This window comes from Streptomyces sp. NPDC006140 (assembly GCF_040628815.1).
GTDB lineage: Bacteria > Actinomycetota > Actinomycetes > Streptomycetales > Streptomycetaceae > Streptomyces.
The window spans coordinates 77283-92992 of sequence record NZ_JBEXTS010000004.1; the positions used below are offsets into that span (position 1 = coordinate 77283).

13 protein-coding genes are annotated in these 15710 nt (G+C 71.6%); 9 read left to right on the forward strand and 4 right to left on the reverse strand.

Going from position 1 to position 15710, the window contains the following annotated elements:
• The first annotated feature begins 5 nt into the window (after positions 1-5).
• The 7 genes from ABZ386_RS13185 (at position 6) to ABZ386_RS13215 (ending at position 8890) form a co-directional block, all read left to right on the forward strand.
• Positions 6-971, forward strand: coding sequence for a sugar ABC transporter permease (locus ABZ386_RS13185; protein ID WP_351335057.1), 966 nt, complete (start codon positions 6-8; stop codon positions 969-971).
• Positions 968-1849 (forward strand): carbohydrate ABC transporter permease, encoded by an 882-nt coding sequence (locus ABZ386_RS13190; protein WP_351335054.1) that lies wholly within the window; start codon positions 968-970, stop codon positions 1847-1849. Before ABZ386_RS13185 ends, ABZ386_RS13190 begins: the two co-directional genes overlap by 4 nt.
• 12 nt (positions 1850-1861) lie before the next feature.
• Positions 1862-4735 (forward strand): glycoside hydrolase family 2 TIM barrel-domain containing protein, encoded by a 2874-nt coding sequence (locus ABZ386_RS13195; protein WP_351335052.1) that lies wholly within the window; start codon positions 1862-1864, stop codon positions 4733-4735.
• 168 nt (positions 4736-4903) lie between these two features.
• Positions 4904-5899 carry an ATP-binding cassette domain-containing protein gene (locus tag ABZ386_RS13200; RefSeq protein WP_358964899.1) on the forward strand — a complete coding sequence of 332 codons (996 nt, stop codon included), beginning with the start codon at positions 4904-4906 and terminating at the stop codon, positions 5897-5899.
• A gap of 1 nt (position 5900) precedes the next feature.
• Positions 5901-6704: an ABC-2 family transporter protein gene (locus tag ABZ386_RS13205; protein ID WP_351335050.1), complete on the forward strand. Its 804-nt coding sequence runs from the start codon at positions 5901-5903 to the stop codon at positions 6702-6704.
• A 1-nt stretch (position 6705) separates the two neighbouring features.
• Positions 6706-7512, forward strand: a complete 807-nt coding sequence (locus ABZ386_RS13210) for an ABC-2 family transporter protein (RefSeq protein WP_351335047.1) — start codon at positions 6706-6708, stop codon at positions 7510-7512.
• Between the two features lie 379 nt (positions 7513-7891).
• Positions 7892-8890, forward strand: coding sequence for a helix-turn-helix domain-containing protein (locus ABZ386_RS13215; RefSeq protein ID WP_351335044.1), 999 nt, complete (start codon positions 7892-7894; stop codon positions 8888-8890).
• An 18-nt stretch (positions 8891-8908) separates the two neighbouring features.
• Here ABZ386_RS13215 and ABZ386_RS13220 read toward each other — a convergent pair whose 3' ends face one another.
• Complete coding sequence (locus ABZ386_RS13220; protein WP_358964754.1) at positions 8909-10195, reverse strand: MFS transporter; 1287 nt, start codon at positions 10193-10195, stop codon at positions 8909-8911.
• Between the two features lie 197 nt (positions 10196-10392).
• On the opposite strand from ABZ386_RS13220, the gene ABZ386_RS13225 reads away from it, so the two are divergent.
• A complete protein-coding gene (locus ABZ386_RS13225; protein ID WP_351335038.1) occupies positions 10393-11160 on the forward strand; it encodes a hypothetical protein in 768 nt (255 codons plus the stop codon).
• A gap of 6 nt (positions 11161-11166) precedes the next feature.
• Here ABZ386_RS13225 and ABZ386_RS13230 read toward each other — a convergent pair whose 3' ends face one another.
• Positions 11167-11694 (reverse strand): hypothetical protein, encoded by a 528-nt coding sequence (locus ABZ386_RS13230; RefSeq protein WP_351335036.1) that lies wholly within the window; start codon positions 11692-11694, stop codon positions 11167-11169.
• Positions 11676-13382, reverse strand: coding sequence for a PHP domain-containing protein (locus ABZ386_RS13235; protein WP_358964755.1), 1707 nt, complete (start codon positions 13380-13382; stop codon positions 11676-11678). Before ABZ386_RS13235 ends, ABZ386_RS13230 begins: the two co-directional genes overlap by 19 nt.
• 247 nt (positions 13383-13629) lie before the next feature.
• Between ABZ386_RS13235 and ABZ386_RS13240 the strand changes: the two genes are divergently transcribed.
• Positions 13630-14949: a jacalin-like lectin gene (locus ABZ386_RS13240; RefSeq protein ID WP_358964756.1), complete on the forward strand. Its 1320-nt coding sequence runs from the start codon at positions 13630-13632 to the stop codon at positions 14947-14949.
• Positions 14950-14954: 5 nt separating this feature from the next.
• Here ABZ386_RS13240 and ABZ386_RS13245 read toward each other — a convergent pair whose 3' ends face one another.
• Positions 14955-15656 carry a CPBP family intramembrane glutamic endopeptidase gene (locus ABZ386_RS13245; RefSeq protein WP_356616856.1) on the reverse strand — a complete coding sequence of 234 codons (702 nt, stop codon included), beginning with the start codon at positions 15654-15656 and terminating at the stop codon, positions 14955-14957.
• Between the last annotated feature and the right edge of the window lie 54 nt (positions 15657-15710).

Consider the following 15710-nt stretch of genomic DNA (forward strand, 5'->3'; position numbering starts at 1 on the left):
TCGACATGTCGACCACCACCACACGCGGGGTCGCCTCCCCCGCCCCGGCCAAGGTCTCCAAGACCCGGCCGCGGCGGGGCCTGAGGGCGAACAGCACCTTCAACTTCTGGCTCTTCACCGGGCCGTTCCTCATCGGCCTGGTGATCTTCGTCTTCGTGCCCATCGGCTGGAGCATCTGGCTCAGCTTCTTCGAGGCACGCTTCACCGTCACACCGAGCGAGTTCGTCGGCCTCGAGAACTACAAGTCGATCCTGACGGACAAGGACTTCCTGAACTCGCTCGTCACCTTCACCGTGTTCGCCGCGTTCATCGTGCCCGCCACCTGGGCGATGTCCCTGGGACTCGCGCTCCTGGTGAACCGGCTGACGTTCATGCGGGCGTTCTTCCGGTCGGTGTTCTTCCTGCCCACCGCGGTCAGCTATGTCGCCGCCGCGCTGATCTGGAAGATGTCCATCTTCAACGGCGTCCGCTTCGGCATGGCCAACACCTTCCTCGGCTGGTTCGGCGTCGAGAACATCGCCTGGCTGGCCAACCCGGACCCGCCCTGGTATTGGCTGGTCATCGTGACCGTCCGCCTGTGGCTGCAGTCGGGCTTCTACATGATCCTGTTCCTGGCGGCGCTGCAGAACATCCCGCGGGAGCTGTACGAGGCCGCCGCCATCGACGGCGCCAAGCCGGGCTGGCAGACCTTCCGGCACATCACGCTGCCGCAGCTGCGGGCCACCTCCACCGCGGTGATCCTGCTCCTGCTGATCGCCGCCTACCAGGCCTTCGACGAGTTCTGGAACCTGCTGCCCAAGGCCACCTGGGGTCAGCCGCCGCTGGTCGAGCTGTACAAGATGGCCCTCGGCGAGAACCAGAACTACGGCGTCGGCAGCGCGGGCGCGGTCGTCCTGACCCTGCTCATCTGCGTCGTCACGCTGTTCCAGGGCAAGATCATGGGCTTCGGAAGGGGTGAGGAGTCCAAGTGACCACCACAGCACCCGACCTCGGGAAGGTCACCGAGCCGGCCAAGGCCAAGCGCGGCGGCGTGATGAGCAGCACCGGCCTGTACATCGCGACCGGCATCGCGGCCCTGCTCTTCCTGATCCCCTTCTACCTCATCGTCCGCAACGCGCTGATGACGGACCCGGAGATCACCGGGGAGAACTGGAAGTGGTTCCCCACCACCATCCAGTGGGGCAACTTCGCCGAGCCCTTCAACGACGTCACGGTCGACTTCGCCCGTTCCCTGTGGAACTCCGTGGTCGTCGCCGTCCTGCACACCGCCGGCATCCTGCTGATCTGCTCGCTCGCCGGGTACGGGCTCGCCCGCATCCCGTACAAGCACGCCAACAAGGTCTTCTACGCCGTCCTGGCCACCCTGATGGTTCCCACGGCAGTCACCTTCGTGCCGAGCTTCGTGCTGGTCTCGTCCCTCGGCTGGGTCGACAGTTACCGGGGTCTCATCATCCCGGGCCTCTTCAGTGGTTTCACCTGCTTCCTGTTCCGGCAGTACTTCCTCGGGTTCCCGAAGGAGCTGGAGGAGGCGGCACGCGTGGACGGGCTCGGCTACTGGGGCGCGTACTGGCGGATCGTCGTACCCAACTCGCTGAACTTCTTCGCGGCGATGGCCACGATCACCTTCATCAACGGCTGGAACTCCTTCCTGTGGCCGCTGGTCATCGGCCAGGACCCGAGCGCCTGGACGGTCCAGGTGGCACTGTCGTCGTACATGACCAACCAGACCGTCAACTACCACCTGATCTTCATGGCCACCGCCATCTCGATCCTGCCCCTGGTCTTCGTCTTCCTCTTCCTCCAGCGCTGGCTGGTGCAGGGGATCGCGCAGACCGGCATCAAGGGCTGAGCTAGGAGACCGATGTCTTTCCGCACCTCCCCATCCGCCGACTACGTCGAGGACGTCTCACCCGGCCGCGGGACCCTCCCGCCGCGGGCCTGGTACGCGACCTCGGACGCGCAGTCCCTGTCGCTGAACGGCACCTGGCGCTTCCGGCTGTCGGCCACGGCCGACGCCGAGGACGACTCGTTCGCCGAGGAGGGCTACGACGCCGGGGGCTGGGCCGAGGTCGCGGTCCCCGGCCACTGGGTCCTCCAGGGCGACGGGGCGTTCGGATCCCCCATCTACACCAACCACCTCTACCCCTTCCCGGTGGACCCGCCGCACGTGCCGACGGAGAACCCGACCGGTGACCACCTGCGCGTCTTCGACCTGCCGTCCGACTGGCCGTCGGACGGCGGGGCGGTGCTGCGCTTCGACGGCGTCGAGTCCTGTGCCCGGGTGTGGCTCAACGGCACGGAACTCGGCGAGTTCAAGGGCTCCCGGCTGCCGCACGAGTTCGCGGTCGGGCACCTGCTGAAGCCGGGCGGCAACGTGCTGGCCGTGCGCGTGCACCAGTGGTCGGCCGGGTCGTACCTGGAGGACCAGGACCAGTGGTGGCTGCCGGGCATCTTCCGTGACGTCACCCTGCTGCACCGCCCGGCGGGCGGCGTGGGCGACTTCTTCGTGCACGCCTCCTACGACCACACCACCGGCGAGGGCACCCTGCGCGTCGACTCCGACGTCGACGGGCGGGTGACCGTCCCGGCCCTGGGCATCGACGTCGCCACCGGCGAGTCGGTGACGGTCGCGGTCGAGCCGTGGACCGCCGAGACGCCGACGCTGTACGACGGCGTGCTGGCCACCGAGGGCGAGCGGGTGCCGCTGCGGATCGGCTTCCGCACGGTCGTCCTGGAGGACGGGCTCATCAAGGTCAACGGCAGGGCCGTCCTCTTCAAGGGCGTCAACCGGCACGAGTGGCACCACGAGCGGGGCCGCGCCCTCGACCTGGAGACCATGCGCGAGGACGTGCTGCTGATGAAGCGGCACAACCTCAACGCCGTGCGCACCTCGCACTACCCGCCGCACCCGGCCTTCCTCGACCTGTGCGACGAGTACGGGCTGTGGGTCATCGACGAGTGCGACCTGGAGACCCACGGCTTCACCGAGCAGGACTGGCGGGACAACCCGGTCGACGACGACCGCTGGACCCCGGCCCTGCTGGACCGGGCCGCGCGGATGGTCGAGCGGGACAAGAACCACCCGTCGATCGTCTTCTGGTCGCTGGGCAACGAGGCCGGCACCGGCCGCGGGCTCACCGCCATGGCCGAGTGGATCCACCAGCGCGACCCCGAGCGGCTGGTGCACTACGAGGGCGACTGGAACTGCCGCGACACCGACGTCTACTCGCGGATGTACGCCTTCCACGACGAGGTCGACAAGATCGGGCAGAAGCTCGACGGCGGCACGCACAAGCGCCGCGAGCTGCCGTTCATCCAGTGCGAGTACGGCCACGCGATGGGCAACGGCCCGGGCGGGCTCGCCGACTACCAGGAGCTGTTCGAGAAGCACGAGCGGCTCCAGGGCGGGTTCATCTGGGAGTGGATCGACCACGGCGTCAAGCACCCCGAGCTGGGCTACGCCTACGGCGGCGACTTCGGCGAGGAACTGCACGACGGCAACTTCGTCTGCGACGGGCTGGTCTTCCCGGACCGGACGCCGTCGCCGGGCCTGGTCGAGTACAAGAAGGTCATCGAGCCGGTCCACATCGAGGGCGACGGCGCCAACGGCATCGTCCGCGTCACCAACAAGCAGGACTTCGCCGACCTGTCCGCGCTGGCCTTCGAGTGGTCCTGCCAGGTGGACGGCGAGACCGTCGAGTCCGGCTCGCTCGCGGTGCCGGCGCTCGCGCCGGGCGAGAGCGCCGAGGTGAAGCTGCCCGAGCCGCCCGCCGACGGCCGCGGCGGCGAGCGGCAGTGGACGGTGCGGGCGCTGCTCGCGGACGACACGTCCTGGGCGCCCAAGGGCCACGTCGTGGCCTGGGGGCAGTTCGCCGCCGGGGCGCGGCCGCTGCCGACCTTCCCGGCCACCGACCGTCCGGTGCGCGAGGCGGACCGGGTCACGCTCGGCCCGGCCGCGTTCGACGCCCGGACCGGGGCGCTGCTCTCGATCGGCGGGGTGCCGGTCGGCGCGACGCCGCGGCTGGACGTGTGGCGGGCGCCGACCGACAACGACGACGGCGCCGAGTGGCAGACCGACACCCGCTACGGGATGCTGTGGCGCACGCTCGGCCTGCACCGCATGCGGCACCGCCTGGTCTCGGTCGAGGCCGGCGACGACGCGCTGACGGTCCGCACCCGGGTGGCGCCCGCCGCCCGCGAGGTCGGCCTGGACACGGTGTACCGCTGGACGTCCGACGGGGAGCGGCTGCGGCTGGCCGTGTCCGTGACGCCTCAGGGCGACTGGACGGTGCCGCTGCCCCGGCTCGGCGTCCGCTTCGGTCTGACGGAGGCCGACCGGGTGGAGTGGTTCGGCGGCGGTCCCGGCGAGGCGTACCCGGACACCAGGGCGGCGTCCATGATCGGCCGCTGGCAGTCCACGGTGGACGAGCTGCAGACGCCGTACCTCCGCCCGCAGGAGAACGGCGCCCGTGCCGACGTCCGCTGGGTGGAGCTCGGCGGGCTCAGGATCGAGGGCGACCCGGAGTTCTGGTTCACCGCGCGGCGCTGGACGTCCGAGCAGCTGGACGCGGCCCGGCACCGCACCGACCTCACGCCCGGCGACACGGTGTGGGTCAACCTCGACCACGGGCAGCACGGCATCGGCTCGCAGTCCTGCGGCCCGGGCCCGCTGCCGCAGTACTTCCTGAAGGCCGAGCCGGCTCAGTTCGCGTTCGTGTTCTCGACCACCGGCTGAGAAACCAAGGTGAGAAACCGAGGTAAGAAACCGAGGTAAGAAACCGATTTAATCGATTGACCGATTGATCGACATTCCGACAGTGTCGGGACGTCATCCGCGGCCGGTCGGCCCTCGTAGCCGACCGGCCGCAACTGCGTTCACCACGCACGGAAGTTGGTGGGTCAGTTGAGTGCCGCCATCGAGGTCCGCGGGCTGTCCCGCACCTTCCACACCACCGTCCGCCGCCCCGGGTTCCTGGGCGCCGTCCGCTCCCTGGTCAACCCCGAGCGAGTCGCCAAGCACGCCGTCACCGACATCACCTTCGACGTGGCCCCGGGCGAACTCCTCGCCCTGCTCGGCCCGAACGGCGCCGGCAAGTCCACCACCATCAAGATGCTGACCGGCATCCTCACCCCCACCTCCGGCGAGGCCCGGGTCGCGGGCGTGGTGCCGTACCGGGAGCGCGAGCGCAACGCCCGCAACGTCGGCGCGGTGTTCGGGCAGCGCACCCAGCTGTGGTGGGACCTGCCGGTGCGCGAGTCCTTCGCCATCCTGCGGGACATCTACGAGGTGCCGAAGGCCGAACACGCGGCCCGGCTGAAGGAGTTCGACGGCATCCTGGACCTGTCGTCGTTCTGGGACACCCGGGTCCGCCATCTCTCCCTCGGCCAGCGCGTGCGCAGCGATCTGGCCGCCGCTCTGCTGCACGACCCGCCGGTGGTCTTCCTCGACGAGCCGACGATCGGCATGGACGTGGTGGTGAAGGAGCAGGTGCGGGAGTTCCTGCGCCATCAGGTGGAGCAGCGCGGCCGTACGGTGCTGCTGACCACGCACGACATGACGGAGGTCGAGCGGCTCGCCGAGCGGGTCGTGCTGGTCAACCACGGCCGGCTGATGCTGGACGGCACCCTCGACGAGATTCGCCGGAAGTTCGGCTCGACCTGGCAGGTGCGGGCCACGCTCGCCGACCCGAACGCCGAGGTGGTGCCGCCGCCCGGCACCACGCTGCTGCGGCACACCGGCGCGCAGGTCGTCTTCGGCCCCGACGGGGCCGACGCCCCCACCGTCCACCAGGCGCTGAAGGCGGTGATCGAGCGGTTCGAGGTCACCGACATCGCCCTGGAGGAGGCGGACCTGGAGGACGTGATGCGGGCCGCGTACGTGCATTCCGGGGAGGTCTGAGGTGGCCGCCCCGCACGCCTGGCGCGCCGCCCGCGTCACCCCGCTGGGCGAGCTGAACGCCCCGCCCCGCATGACCGCCGTCGCGCTGCGGCTGGCCGTTCAGGTGGTGCTGGTCTGGTCGCTGTGGCGCGGCCTGTACGCGCAGACCGGCACGACGGCCGGCCTGAGCCGCGACCAGGCGGTCACCTACGCCGTGCTGGCCGTACTGGCGTCCCGGCTGCGGGAGCTGGACCAGTACGCGGGCCGGGACACGGTCCTGCAGCACATGCACTTCGGCACCATCGTCTACTGGTACCTGCGTCCGCTGCCGCCGCAGCGCTACTACGCCCTGCGGGCCGCCGGCGAGCAGTTGTACGGGCTGGCGTGGGCGCTGACGGGGTACGTGATCTGCCTGGCCGCGGGAGTCGTCGAGCCGCCCGGTTCGGCCGCCGTGGCCGGGGTGTTCGCGCTCAGCATGCTGCTCGGGCAGTGGGTGCTGTACTACGTGATGCTGGTGCTCGACCAGTTGTGCTTCTGGACGATCCGCAACACCGCCGCGATGCTGATCCTGCTGTTCGCGCAGAACCTGCTGTCCGGGGTGTACGCGCCGCTGTGGTTCTTCCCGGACTGGTTCGTGACGATGAGCGCCTTCCTGCCCTTCCAGGCCACGCTGAGCGTGCCGCTGTCGCTGTACGTGGGGCGGATCCCCCTGTCCGACGCGGCCTTCCAGCTGTCCGTCCAGGCCGCGTGGGTCGTGGTGCTGGCGCTGTTCACCCGGCTGCTGTGGCGGCGGGCCGCCCGGCGCGTGATCTCGCAGGGAGGCTGAGATGTCGCTGAAGGCACTGCGGATCGTGTGGCGCGTCACGGCGCTCAACTTCCGTGCGCAGATGGAGTACCGCACCGAGTTCCTGCTGATGATCGCGATCGGGGCGATCTGGCAGGTGTCGGTGATCGTGTTCGCGACGGTGCTGCTGTCCCGGTTCGCCGGGATGGGCGGCTGGGACAGCTCGGACGTGCTGCTGATCCCGGCGACGCGGATGCTGGCGCACGGTCTCTTCGTGCTGTTCCTGGGGCGGATGCACTGGGCGGGCCGGCAGATCCAGGAGGGCCGGATCGACATCTACCTGATGCGTCCGATGCCCGTCCACCGGCAGATCCAGCTGGCGTTCTTCCCCACCAACGCCATCGGGGACCTGACGGTCGCGGCCGGCCTGATGGTGGGGGCGCTGTCCCGCAGCGACCTGGACTGGACGGCGGGCCGGATCTCGTACCTGGTCGCGGCCGTCCTCGGCGGCATGCTGCTGGAGGCGGCCCTGTTCACGCTGGTGGCCTCCGCGGGTCTGCGGTTCCCCGCCGCCGACTACTGGGGCCGCTGGCTGGAGGAACTCCTCGGCACGTTCGGCAGCTACCCGCTGAACGTCCTGCCCCGGGCCGTGGGCGGCTTCCTGACGTACGGCCTTCCCCTCGCGTTCGTCGCCTACTTCCCGGCGGCGGTCCTGACCGGCCACGGCCACACCACCGGCGTGCCCTACTGGCTGGCGGCGTCCGCGCCGCTGCTCGGGCTGCTGGCGTACCTGGGGGCGCGGCTGGTGTGGCGGTGGAGTCTGCGGCACTACACCGGGATCAACGGCTGACGGTGGGAGATCCCGCCGATCGCCTGGAGGGCCCGCAGCCACCTGCGGGCCCTCCCTCCCGCGTGCCGGCACGCCCCCGCACAGCCTCCCCCGCGGCTGTGCCCCGGGTGTCGACGCGTCGGCCCCCCCGTCGGCCGACGCGTCGCCACTGCCCCTGCCCCTCGAGGGCGGTGGCGCGTCGGCACGCGGTATCAGCATGCCGCCGGGCCGCGGCCCTGTCGTTAGCGCTCAGTGCCTCCCTTCTTGGCGCTCAGCGCCAAGAAGGCTGACTTCCGACGGTTCTGCTCGGTGTAACCTCCGGCCGGCCGGGGATAGTTGACGCAGATGGTGCCTTTCCGTGCGATTGTGGTGACGCGGGCCGGGGATCGGCCCTGGGCTGTTGGGGACTGACCGGGGGCTGCTGGTGTTCAGGACGGTGCTGGATACGGACGGCCTGCTGCGGGACGAGAAGACCGCGGCGTGGATGGAGGCCGCGGCGCTGGCCTTGGTGCCGAAGCGCTGCCGGGTCGCCGAGCCCGAACGCTTCGCGGCGCGCATCTCTGTCATGGAGCTGGGGCCGGCCCAGCTCTCCGCGAACGTGTTCGCCCCCTTCTCCTGCTACCGCTCGCCCCGCCTGGTCCGGCAGTCGGACCCGGAGCTGTACCAGCTCGCCGTGATCACCACTGGGCGGCAGGGCATGGAACAGGCCGGTCACCGCACGTCCCTCGAACCGGGCGAGATGATCTTCTACGACAGTTCCCGGCCCTTCGAAGCCTCGGTCGGAACCGACGGGCGGGCAGGCGGCTCGCTCCTGGTGCAGTTTCCCCGGGAACTGATGCCGCTCCCCGAGAAGACGGTCGCCCCCTTGTGCGGGTCGAGCCTGTCAGCATCCGGCATCGGTCATGTCTTCCGGCAGACACTCAGAGCCCTGGCCGACACGGAGACCGACCTCACCGACCGGGATCGCGCCAGGCTCGGCACGACGATCGTGGATCTCGCGGCCGCTGTCGTCGCCCGGCAGTGCGAGCAGACGTCCGCGCTGACGCCGGAGGCACGCACCGAAGCCCTCTACCACGAGATCGTCGCGTTCATCCGCCGCCATGTGGACGACCCCGACCTCACGCCGCCCGCTGTCGCCGCGGCACACTGCATCTCCACGCGAACCCTGCACCGCATCTTCCAGGCGCGCGGTGAGACCGTGAGCGGAATGATCCGCGGCGAACGGATCAACCGCTGCCGCAGGGATCTGGCCGACCCCGGCCTGCGCGCCGTACCGGTCGGCAGTGTCGGTGCCCGATGGGGCTTTCCGCGGGCCTCGGACTTCACCCGCGCCTTCAAGGCCGCGACAGGCGTGACACCGACCGTGTACCGGGCCCGTCTGCTGGAACAGGGTTCCTGACCGCACCGGTGCGGTCCGTCAGCCCCGGCCCGCCCCCCGGACGGGGGTGAACAGCGCGGCCACGGCGATCAGGACGCAGGTCGCCCCGGCGGCCAGGGCGACCGGTGCCGTGCCCCGCTCCTCGGCGGCCCAGGTGAGCAGGGCCGCGCCGAGGGGTGCCGCCGCGTACTGGAGGGTCCAGAAGGCGGAGGTGACCCGGCCCAGGAGGTGTTCCGGGGTGACCTCCTGACGGAGCGACATCGAGCAGGTGCCCGCCATGCCGGCGCAGGCCAGGAAGGCGGCGCTCAGGGCGGCCACCACCGGCACGTCACGGGCCCAGCCGAGACCGGCGAAGGCGAGGCCGCACACCGCGACCGAGCCGGTCCACGTCGGTCCGAAGCCGAGACGGCGACGGACCCGGGCCACCAGCAGGGCGCCGGTGATGGTGCCGAGCGCGCCGACCGCCATGACGGTGCCGACCGTGCCGTCGTCATGGCCGAGGTCGTGCTTGAGGTGGTAGATGACCAGGTCGTTCAGGCCCAGGGTGAGGAAGCTGAACCCGAACAGCAGGACGGTGAGGGAGCGCAGGACGGGGTGGCCGTTGAGGAAGGCGATGCCGGTGCGCAGGTCCTGCCACAGTCCGGCGCGCTTGTCCGTCCGCTCGTCGCCCGGGCGGGCGCGGAACCGTACGAAGCACAGGCACAGGGCCGACACCCCGAAGCTGGCCGCGTCCACGCCGACCGCGGCGGCCGGGCCGGACCAGGCGGCGACCAGCCCCGCGCACAGGGGCCCGAGGACGCCCGCCGCCGCGGCGGTGGCGTTGAGGCGCCCGTTGGCCTCGGTGAGCCGCTCGGTGCCGACCAGGCCGCGCACGACCGTGACGTAGCCGACCGCGAAGAGCATGCCGAGGGCCTCGCACAGCGGCAGCACCGCGTACAGCAGCCAGGTCTGCGGGCCGAACAGCCACACCAGCGGGATCACCCCGTAGAGCCCCATGCGCGCCAGGTCGCAGGCGATGAGCAGCCGGCGCCGGTCCACCCGGTCCACCACCGCCCCGGCGAACACGGCCGCGACGACCGCGGCGGCCCCGCCCACCGCCGTCAGCAGGCCCATGCGGGCGACCGAGCCCGTGGCCTGAAGGACCAGCAGGGGCAGGGCGATCAGCGCGAAGGAGTCGCCGAGCACGGAGAGGGTCTGCGCGACCCAGAACATCCCGAAGTCCCGCTGCCGCCACAGCGGCCGGGCGCCGGGTAAGCCGCCGCCGGCACGGTCCGGGGCGGTGCCGCCGCCCGGCTCGTCCCCGCGCCGCGCCGCCTCGTGGCTCATGCCGCCTCCCCCGCGTCCCGAGTCCCGAGTCCCCGGCAACCTTATGGCGCGCTGCGCACCGAGCAGGCGTAATTCGTTACCGGTGGGCGGTGCGGGCGCAGTAGCGTCGGCACCGTGAGGTGGTCTCTCCCGCGGTGCCCGGACACCGCAGACGCGAACCCGATCCGCACCTTGACCTTCCGCACGGAGAGATCACCATGCACATCACCTTGGGCAGTACCCCCGACGACACCCTGGCCGCCTTCACCGCACGGGCGGCCGCCGACCCCGGCGTCGCCGGGCTGGTCCTCAGCGGCTCCCGGGTGCACGAGGGCATGCCGACGGTCCACTCCGACTACGACCTGCACGTGATCCTGAGCGACCGGCACGCCTCGCCGATCGCCGAGTTGGACTGGTTCCGTTCCGCTCACCTGGACCTCGTGGTCATCCCGCTGGCGGAGTTCCGCACGCGCGGGATGCCGGGCCGCCCGGACAGCTTCGCGCGGTACTCGTACGTCCACGCCGAGGTGCTGCTCGACCGGCTGGGCGGGGAGATCGCCCGGATCCTCGACGAGAAGCGGACGCTGGACGCCGAAGAGGCCCGGACCGCCGTCGACGGCTGGCTCGACGCGTACGTGAACCAGACCTACCGCTCCCTGAAGAGCTACCGCGACGGCCGCCCCGCCATGGGCCACCTGGACGCCGCCGAGACCGTCCCGTACGCCCTGGAGGTGCTCTTCGCGCTGCACCGCCGGGTCCGGCCGTACAACAAGTACCTCCAGTGGGAGCTGGAGCGGCAGCCGCTGGGCGAGCCCCGGTGGGACGCGAGCCGGCTCCTGCCGGTCCTGCGCCGCATCCTGGCCGACGGCGACCCGCCCACCCAGCGCGCGCTCTTCGCCGGCGTCGAGGAAGGGGCGCGCCGGGCCGGCCACGACCGGGTCCTCGACGCCTGGGGCGAGGACCTGAAGCTGCTGCGGCGGTCCTGACCGGCGTCAGTGGTCCGCGCAGCACGGTGTCGGGTTTGGGACCTCGAAGGGGACGAGGGCGCCGCCCGCGGCGGGCATCGCCGTCAGGACGAGCGCGCCGTCCTGCCACTGCGGACGTACGTGGTCCCGTGTCGCCAGCGGCGTGTCCGGGGCGGGTGGCTCCGGCGTGCCGAGGACGCTCACGCGGTCGATCGCGGACCGGGACAGCGTGTCCCCGACCGTCAGCGTGCCGGTGAGCGACGCGGCGCCCGGGTAGAGCACCGCGCGCCCCACCGGGTCCGGCACGCCGTACGCCACCCCGTGTCCCAGGGCCGCGAGCCGCTCCACGGCGGTGCGCTGGAGCGGCTCCGACGGCAGGGTGAGGGACACGACGACCCGCGGGCGTTCGCCGCGCACGAGGTGCGTGCAGCCGAACACGTCCTCGGGGAGGGCGAGTTCGGCGGCCAGGGTGTGCAGCAGGTGGTCGGCCGCGCGCAGTTCCCTGGTCCCCGTGTCCACGGTGAGGGCGTACGGCGTCACGAGGGCAGGACCCACACCGGGTTGGTGTAGAACCACAGGTCGCGCCATGGGTCGGCGTCGCCGGCGACGTCGAGTGCGGGGCCCGCCGGGTCGACGGCCGCGCCCATCGCGCCGACGGCGGAGCGGTTGCCGTCGGTGCCGCGCAGCCGGAGGTACACCGGCCGTTCCACGCGCCCGAGTTCGAAGGTGAGGCGGATGACGCCGGTGGCCTTGCCGACGTCGTACGCCTTGACGACCCTCGCGGTCGGGGCCGTGAAGGTGTCCCGGTCGGTGACCGGGCCCGTCACATCGCCCTGGATGACGTCCACCCGGGCCAGTTCGGGGACGAACCCGGCCCAGTTGGGGCCGCCGGCGGGGGCGACGTCGACGGTCAGCGTGACCTTGGTGCCCTTCCTCACGTGCAGCGCGCCGCCGAGCGTGGCCCAGCGGCCGCCGCCCGTCACGCGGACGTCCAGGGCGCTGACGAGCTGCCCGTGGTCGACCCAGATCCGGCCGGCGCGGATGCCGTCCATGACGGCGGCGTACGAGAAGCCGTCCGCGCCCACGTGGGTGCGGCTGTACTGGCCGGGCCAGTAGTCGCCCTGGGTGAGGTCGATCTTCCCGCCGTAGACCGGGTCGGTGTGCCTGCCGTTGGCGGCGTAGTCGCCGTCGGGGCCGCCGCGCACGGCCGTGTCGGCGTAGACCTGGTGGGAGTCGGAGTTGGCGGTGATCCACCAGGGCCTGCCCTCGGCGAGGAGGCTGTCCCACAGGCCGCCGACGGTGGCGGTCATCCAGTCGAATCCGCCCCAGGTGCGGTAGCTCTCCGGCGGGTAGCCGGGGAAGGAGTTGGCGCCGGGGTTGTTGTCGTAGAGGCCGCGGGAGCGGGCCATGCCGAGCGGGGCGGGCAGGCCGGCGGCCTGGTGGCCGGGGGCGCCCTCGAAGCCGACGGCGATCCGGTGCCGGGTGCCGGTGGCGTCGCGCCAGGCGCGGATCTCGTGCGGGGAGTCGACGCCGCGCCGCGCCGGGTGGTTGGCGAGCATCAGGGCGTCCTTGACCTTGCGCCGCCGGACCTGGTCGGCGAGGAAGTTCAGGCCCGCGACGGCCAGTGCCTCGTTGGCGGGCGTGGAGTCGGAGGCGCCCTTGACGCTGCCGTCGTAGTCGGTCTCGAACTGCTTGAGGACGGCGACCTCGTTCTTGCCGGGGTGCACGAAGACCGTGCCGTGTTCGGCGGCCGGGATGTTCCACTCCAGGCCCTGGAAGACGAGGGTGTCCTGGTAGGCCGACCGGGCGTCGCGGATGTCCGGGTTGACCTTCTCCACGCCGATCTTCGCGTGGGTGGCGTTGCCGTGGTCGGTGATGACCAGCCAGTCCATGCCGTGCCTGGCGCCCTGGCGGACCTGGTCGACGACGCGGTACTTGCCGTCGTTGCTGTACTGGGTGTGGATGTGGTGGTCGCCGGCCAGCCAGAGGAAGCCGTCCCGGCGTCGGCCGGAGGCGGAGGAGGCGGCGGCCGCGGCGGGCGTCGCCTGGCCGAGGACGCTCCCGGCCGCCAGGCCCGCGCCGAGCAGGCCGGCGCGGCGCAGCAGCGAGCGGCGCGAGCGCTGCTCCGGGGTGAGGGCCTCGTCGGGTACGGAGGTGTCGAAGGCGGCGGGCAGGGCCGGCGCGGCCTCGTGCTCGTGGTCGTGCCCGTGGTGGTGATGGCCGTGTGCGTGCCCGTGTCCCATGAAGCGCCTCCTGAGTGCCGCTGCCGTCCGCGGCCGCCTTCCGCGACGCGTGAACCGCGCCGCGTGTGGAGGATCAGGGCGAAACATGAACGTTGAACGACCAAGGGGTGATCGGCGGACGGCCCGGGCGCGGCAGCTCGCCTCATCTCTCACTGTTTCCTCAACTGACCTTGTCCGTCACACTCGTTGACATCGAATCTGAGCACCGTTCATGTTCTCGCCGCCTCCTCCGACCGGAGACACCCCCATGAGACGACTCCTCGGCACCCTCGCCGCTGCCACCCTGACCCTGACCGGACTGACCGCGGCCTCCTCGGCACCCGCGGCGGCCGCGGACTCCGGCTCCTTCGACGTCCTGACGTACAACATCGCGGGCCTGCCGCTCGGCCTCGGCGACAGCGACCCGGAGACCAACACCCCGCTGATCGGGCAGCGGCTCGGGCCCTACGACATCGTCAACGTGCAGGAGGACTTCAACTACCACGCCTCGCTGTACGCCAACGACAAGCACCCGTACCGCACGGCGACCAGCGGCGGCGCGGCCTTCGGCGACGGCCTCAACACCCTCTCGAACCACTCCTTCGAGGACTTCCAGCGGGTCAAGTGGAACCAGTGCACCGGCACCAACTGCCTGACACCGAAGGGCTTCTCGCTGGCCCGGGTGCGCCTGGCCGAGGGCGTGTTCGTCGACCTCTACAACGTCCACACCAACGCCGACTCGGACGACGCGGCCCTCGCCGCCCGCCGGGCCAACATCGAGCAGCTGTCCGACTTCATCCAGGCCAACTCCGCGGGCAACGCTGTGATCGTCATGGGCGACACGAACACCCGGTACACGCGCGCCGGCGACAACATCCGCACCCTGCTGGCGGAGAACGGCCTGAAGGACCCGTGGGTGGACCTGGTCAAGGGCGGCAGGCCGCCCGCGCAGGGCAGTGACGCGCTGGTCTGCGACGCGGCGGCGCCGACGAACGACTGCGAGGTCGTGGACAAGGTCCTCTACCGGGGCAGCAAGCTCGTGAACCTCACCGCCACCCGCTACAACAACGACTGGGCGTCCTTCCTCCGCTCCGACGGCAAGCACCTCTCCGACCACTTCCCGCACCGGGTCGACTTCTCCTACACGCTCGACTCCGCCCTGCGCGCGAGCGACTTCTTCGGCGGCCCGCACGGCACCGCGTTCAACGACGCGGACGACCTGCCGGCGACGCCCTCGCCCCGCACCCTCACACTGCGCGGCAGCGCCCGCCTGGACGGCGTGTCCCTCACCCACGACGGCGGCCCGACCCTGACCCACGGCGGCACCGGCGGCACGGCGACGTCCCTCACGCTGGCCCCCGGGGAGCACCTGACCTCGGTGAAACTGACGCAGGGCCAGAAGGACGGCCGCACGCGGATCTTCTCGGCGTCCTTCACCACCGACAAGGGCCGCACCCTGTCCGCGGGCACGCCCACGTCCGACGCGAAGACCTTCACAGCCCCGGCCGGCCGGCAGATCGCGGGCTTCACCGGCCGCGCGGGCGACGAGATCGACAAGCTGGGGGTGGTGTACGCGCCGATCCGCTGAACCGTTCAGCCGGCGAGCCACCACCGGTTCGCCGCCCAGGTGAAGGCGTAGCCGAAGCCGTTGACCGCCCAGTGCAGCGCCGCGGGCGCCAGCAGGCTGCCGGACCGGCGTCGCAGCTCGCACAGGACCGCCCCGGCGGCGATCATCGCCACGATCGCCGCCGTGACGGCCGGCGCGACACCCGCCGAACCGCCGCCGAAGACCTCGCCGACGGCGGCGTTGGAGCGGTTGAGGCCGCGCGAGGGCATGAGGTGCCACAGGCCGAACAGCAGCGACGACACGGCGGTGGCCCAGCCCGTTCCCCGCCGCCGCCGGATCATGGCCCAGAGCACACCGCGGAAGGCGGTCTCCTCCAGCAGCACGGTGCCGAGGGGCACCCGTACCAGCGCCCGCCACAGCACCTGTCCCAGGGACAGGCCGACCGCTCTGGCATCCCGGAACACGTCCTGGCCGGCCGGGACGGCGAGGAGGAGCACGAGGACGAGGAGGACGGCACCGGTCAGCAACGGCACCCACCGCAGCCCCCGGCGCACACCCGCCGCGTCCAGTCCCAGATCGGCCAGGGTGAGACCGTCCCACCGGGCGAGCAGCAGCAGGACGCCCGTGGCGGCCACACAGACGACGACGTACGCGACCTGCCCGCGCAGCAGCCAGTTGGTGAGCAGGTTCACGGCGGCCAGGACGGCGATGACGCAGACGATGGGCATGGTCGTTCCAGGATCCCTCTCGCGGGCAGCCGGGGGCTCACGGGACACGTACTA

Excerpts from the sequence above, each read along its gene's own strand:
- ABZ386_RS13185 (WP_351335057.1), top strand. The coding sequence starts at position 6 with ATGTCGACCACCACCACACGCGGGGTCGCCTCCCCCGCCCCGGCCAAG.
- ABZ386_RS13195 (WP_351335052.1), top strand. The coding sequence starts at position 1,862 with ATGTCTTTCCGCACCTCCCCATCCGCCGACTACGTCGAGGACGTCTCA.
- ABZ386_RS13210 (WP_351335047.1), top strand. The coding sequence starts at position 6,706 with ATGTCGCTGAAGGCACTGCGGATCGTGTGGCGCGTCACGGCGCTCAAC.
- ABZ386_RS13220 (WP_358964754.1), bottom strand. The coding sequence starts at position 10,195 with ATGAGCCACGAGGCGGCGCGGCGCGGGGACGAGCCGGGCGGCGGCACC.
- ABZ386_RS13225 (WP_351335038.1), top strand. The coding sequence starts at position 10,393 with ATGCACATCACCTTGGGCAGTACCCCCGACGACACCCTGGCCGCCTTC.
- ABZ386_RS13235 (WP_358964755.1), bottom strand. The coding sequence starts at position 13,382 with ATGGGACACGGGCACGCACACGGCCATCACCACCACGGGCACGACCAC.
- ABZ386_RS13240 (WP_358964756.1), top strand. The coding sequence starts at position 13,630 with ATGAGACGACTCCTCGGCACCCTCGCCGCTGCCACCCTGACCCTGACC.
- ABZ386_RS13245 (WP_356616856.1), bottom strand. The coding sequence starts at position 15,656 with ATGCCCATCGTCTGCGTCATCGCCGTCCTGGCCGCCGTGAACCTGCTC.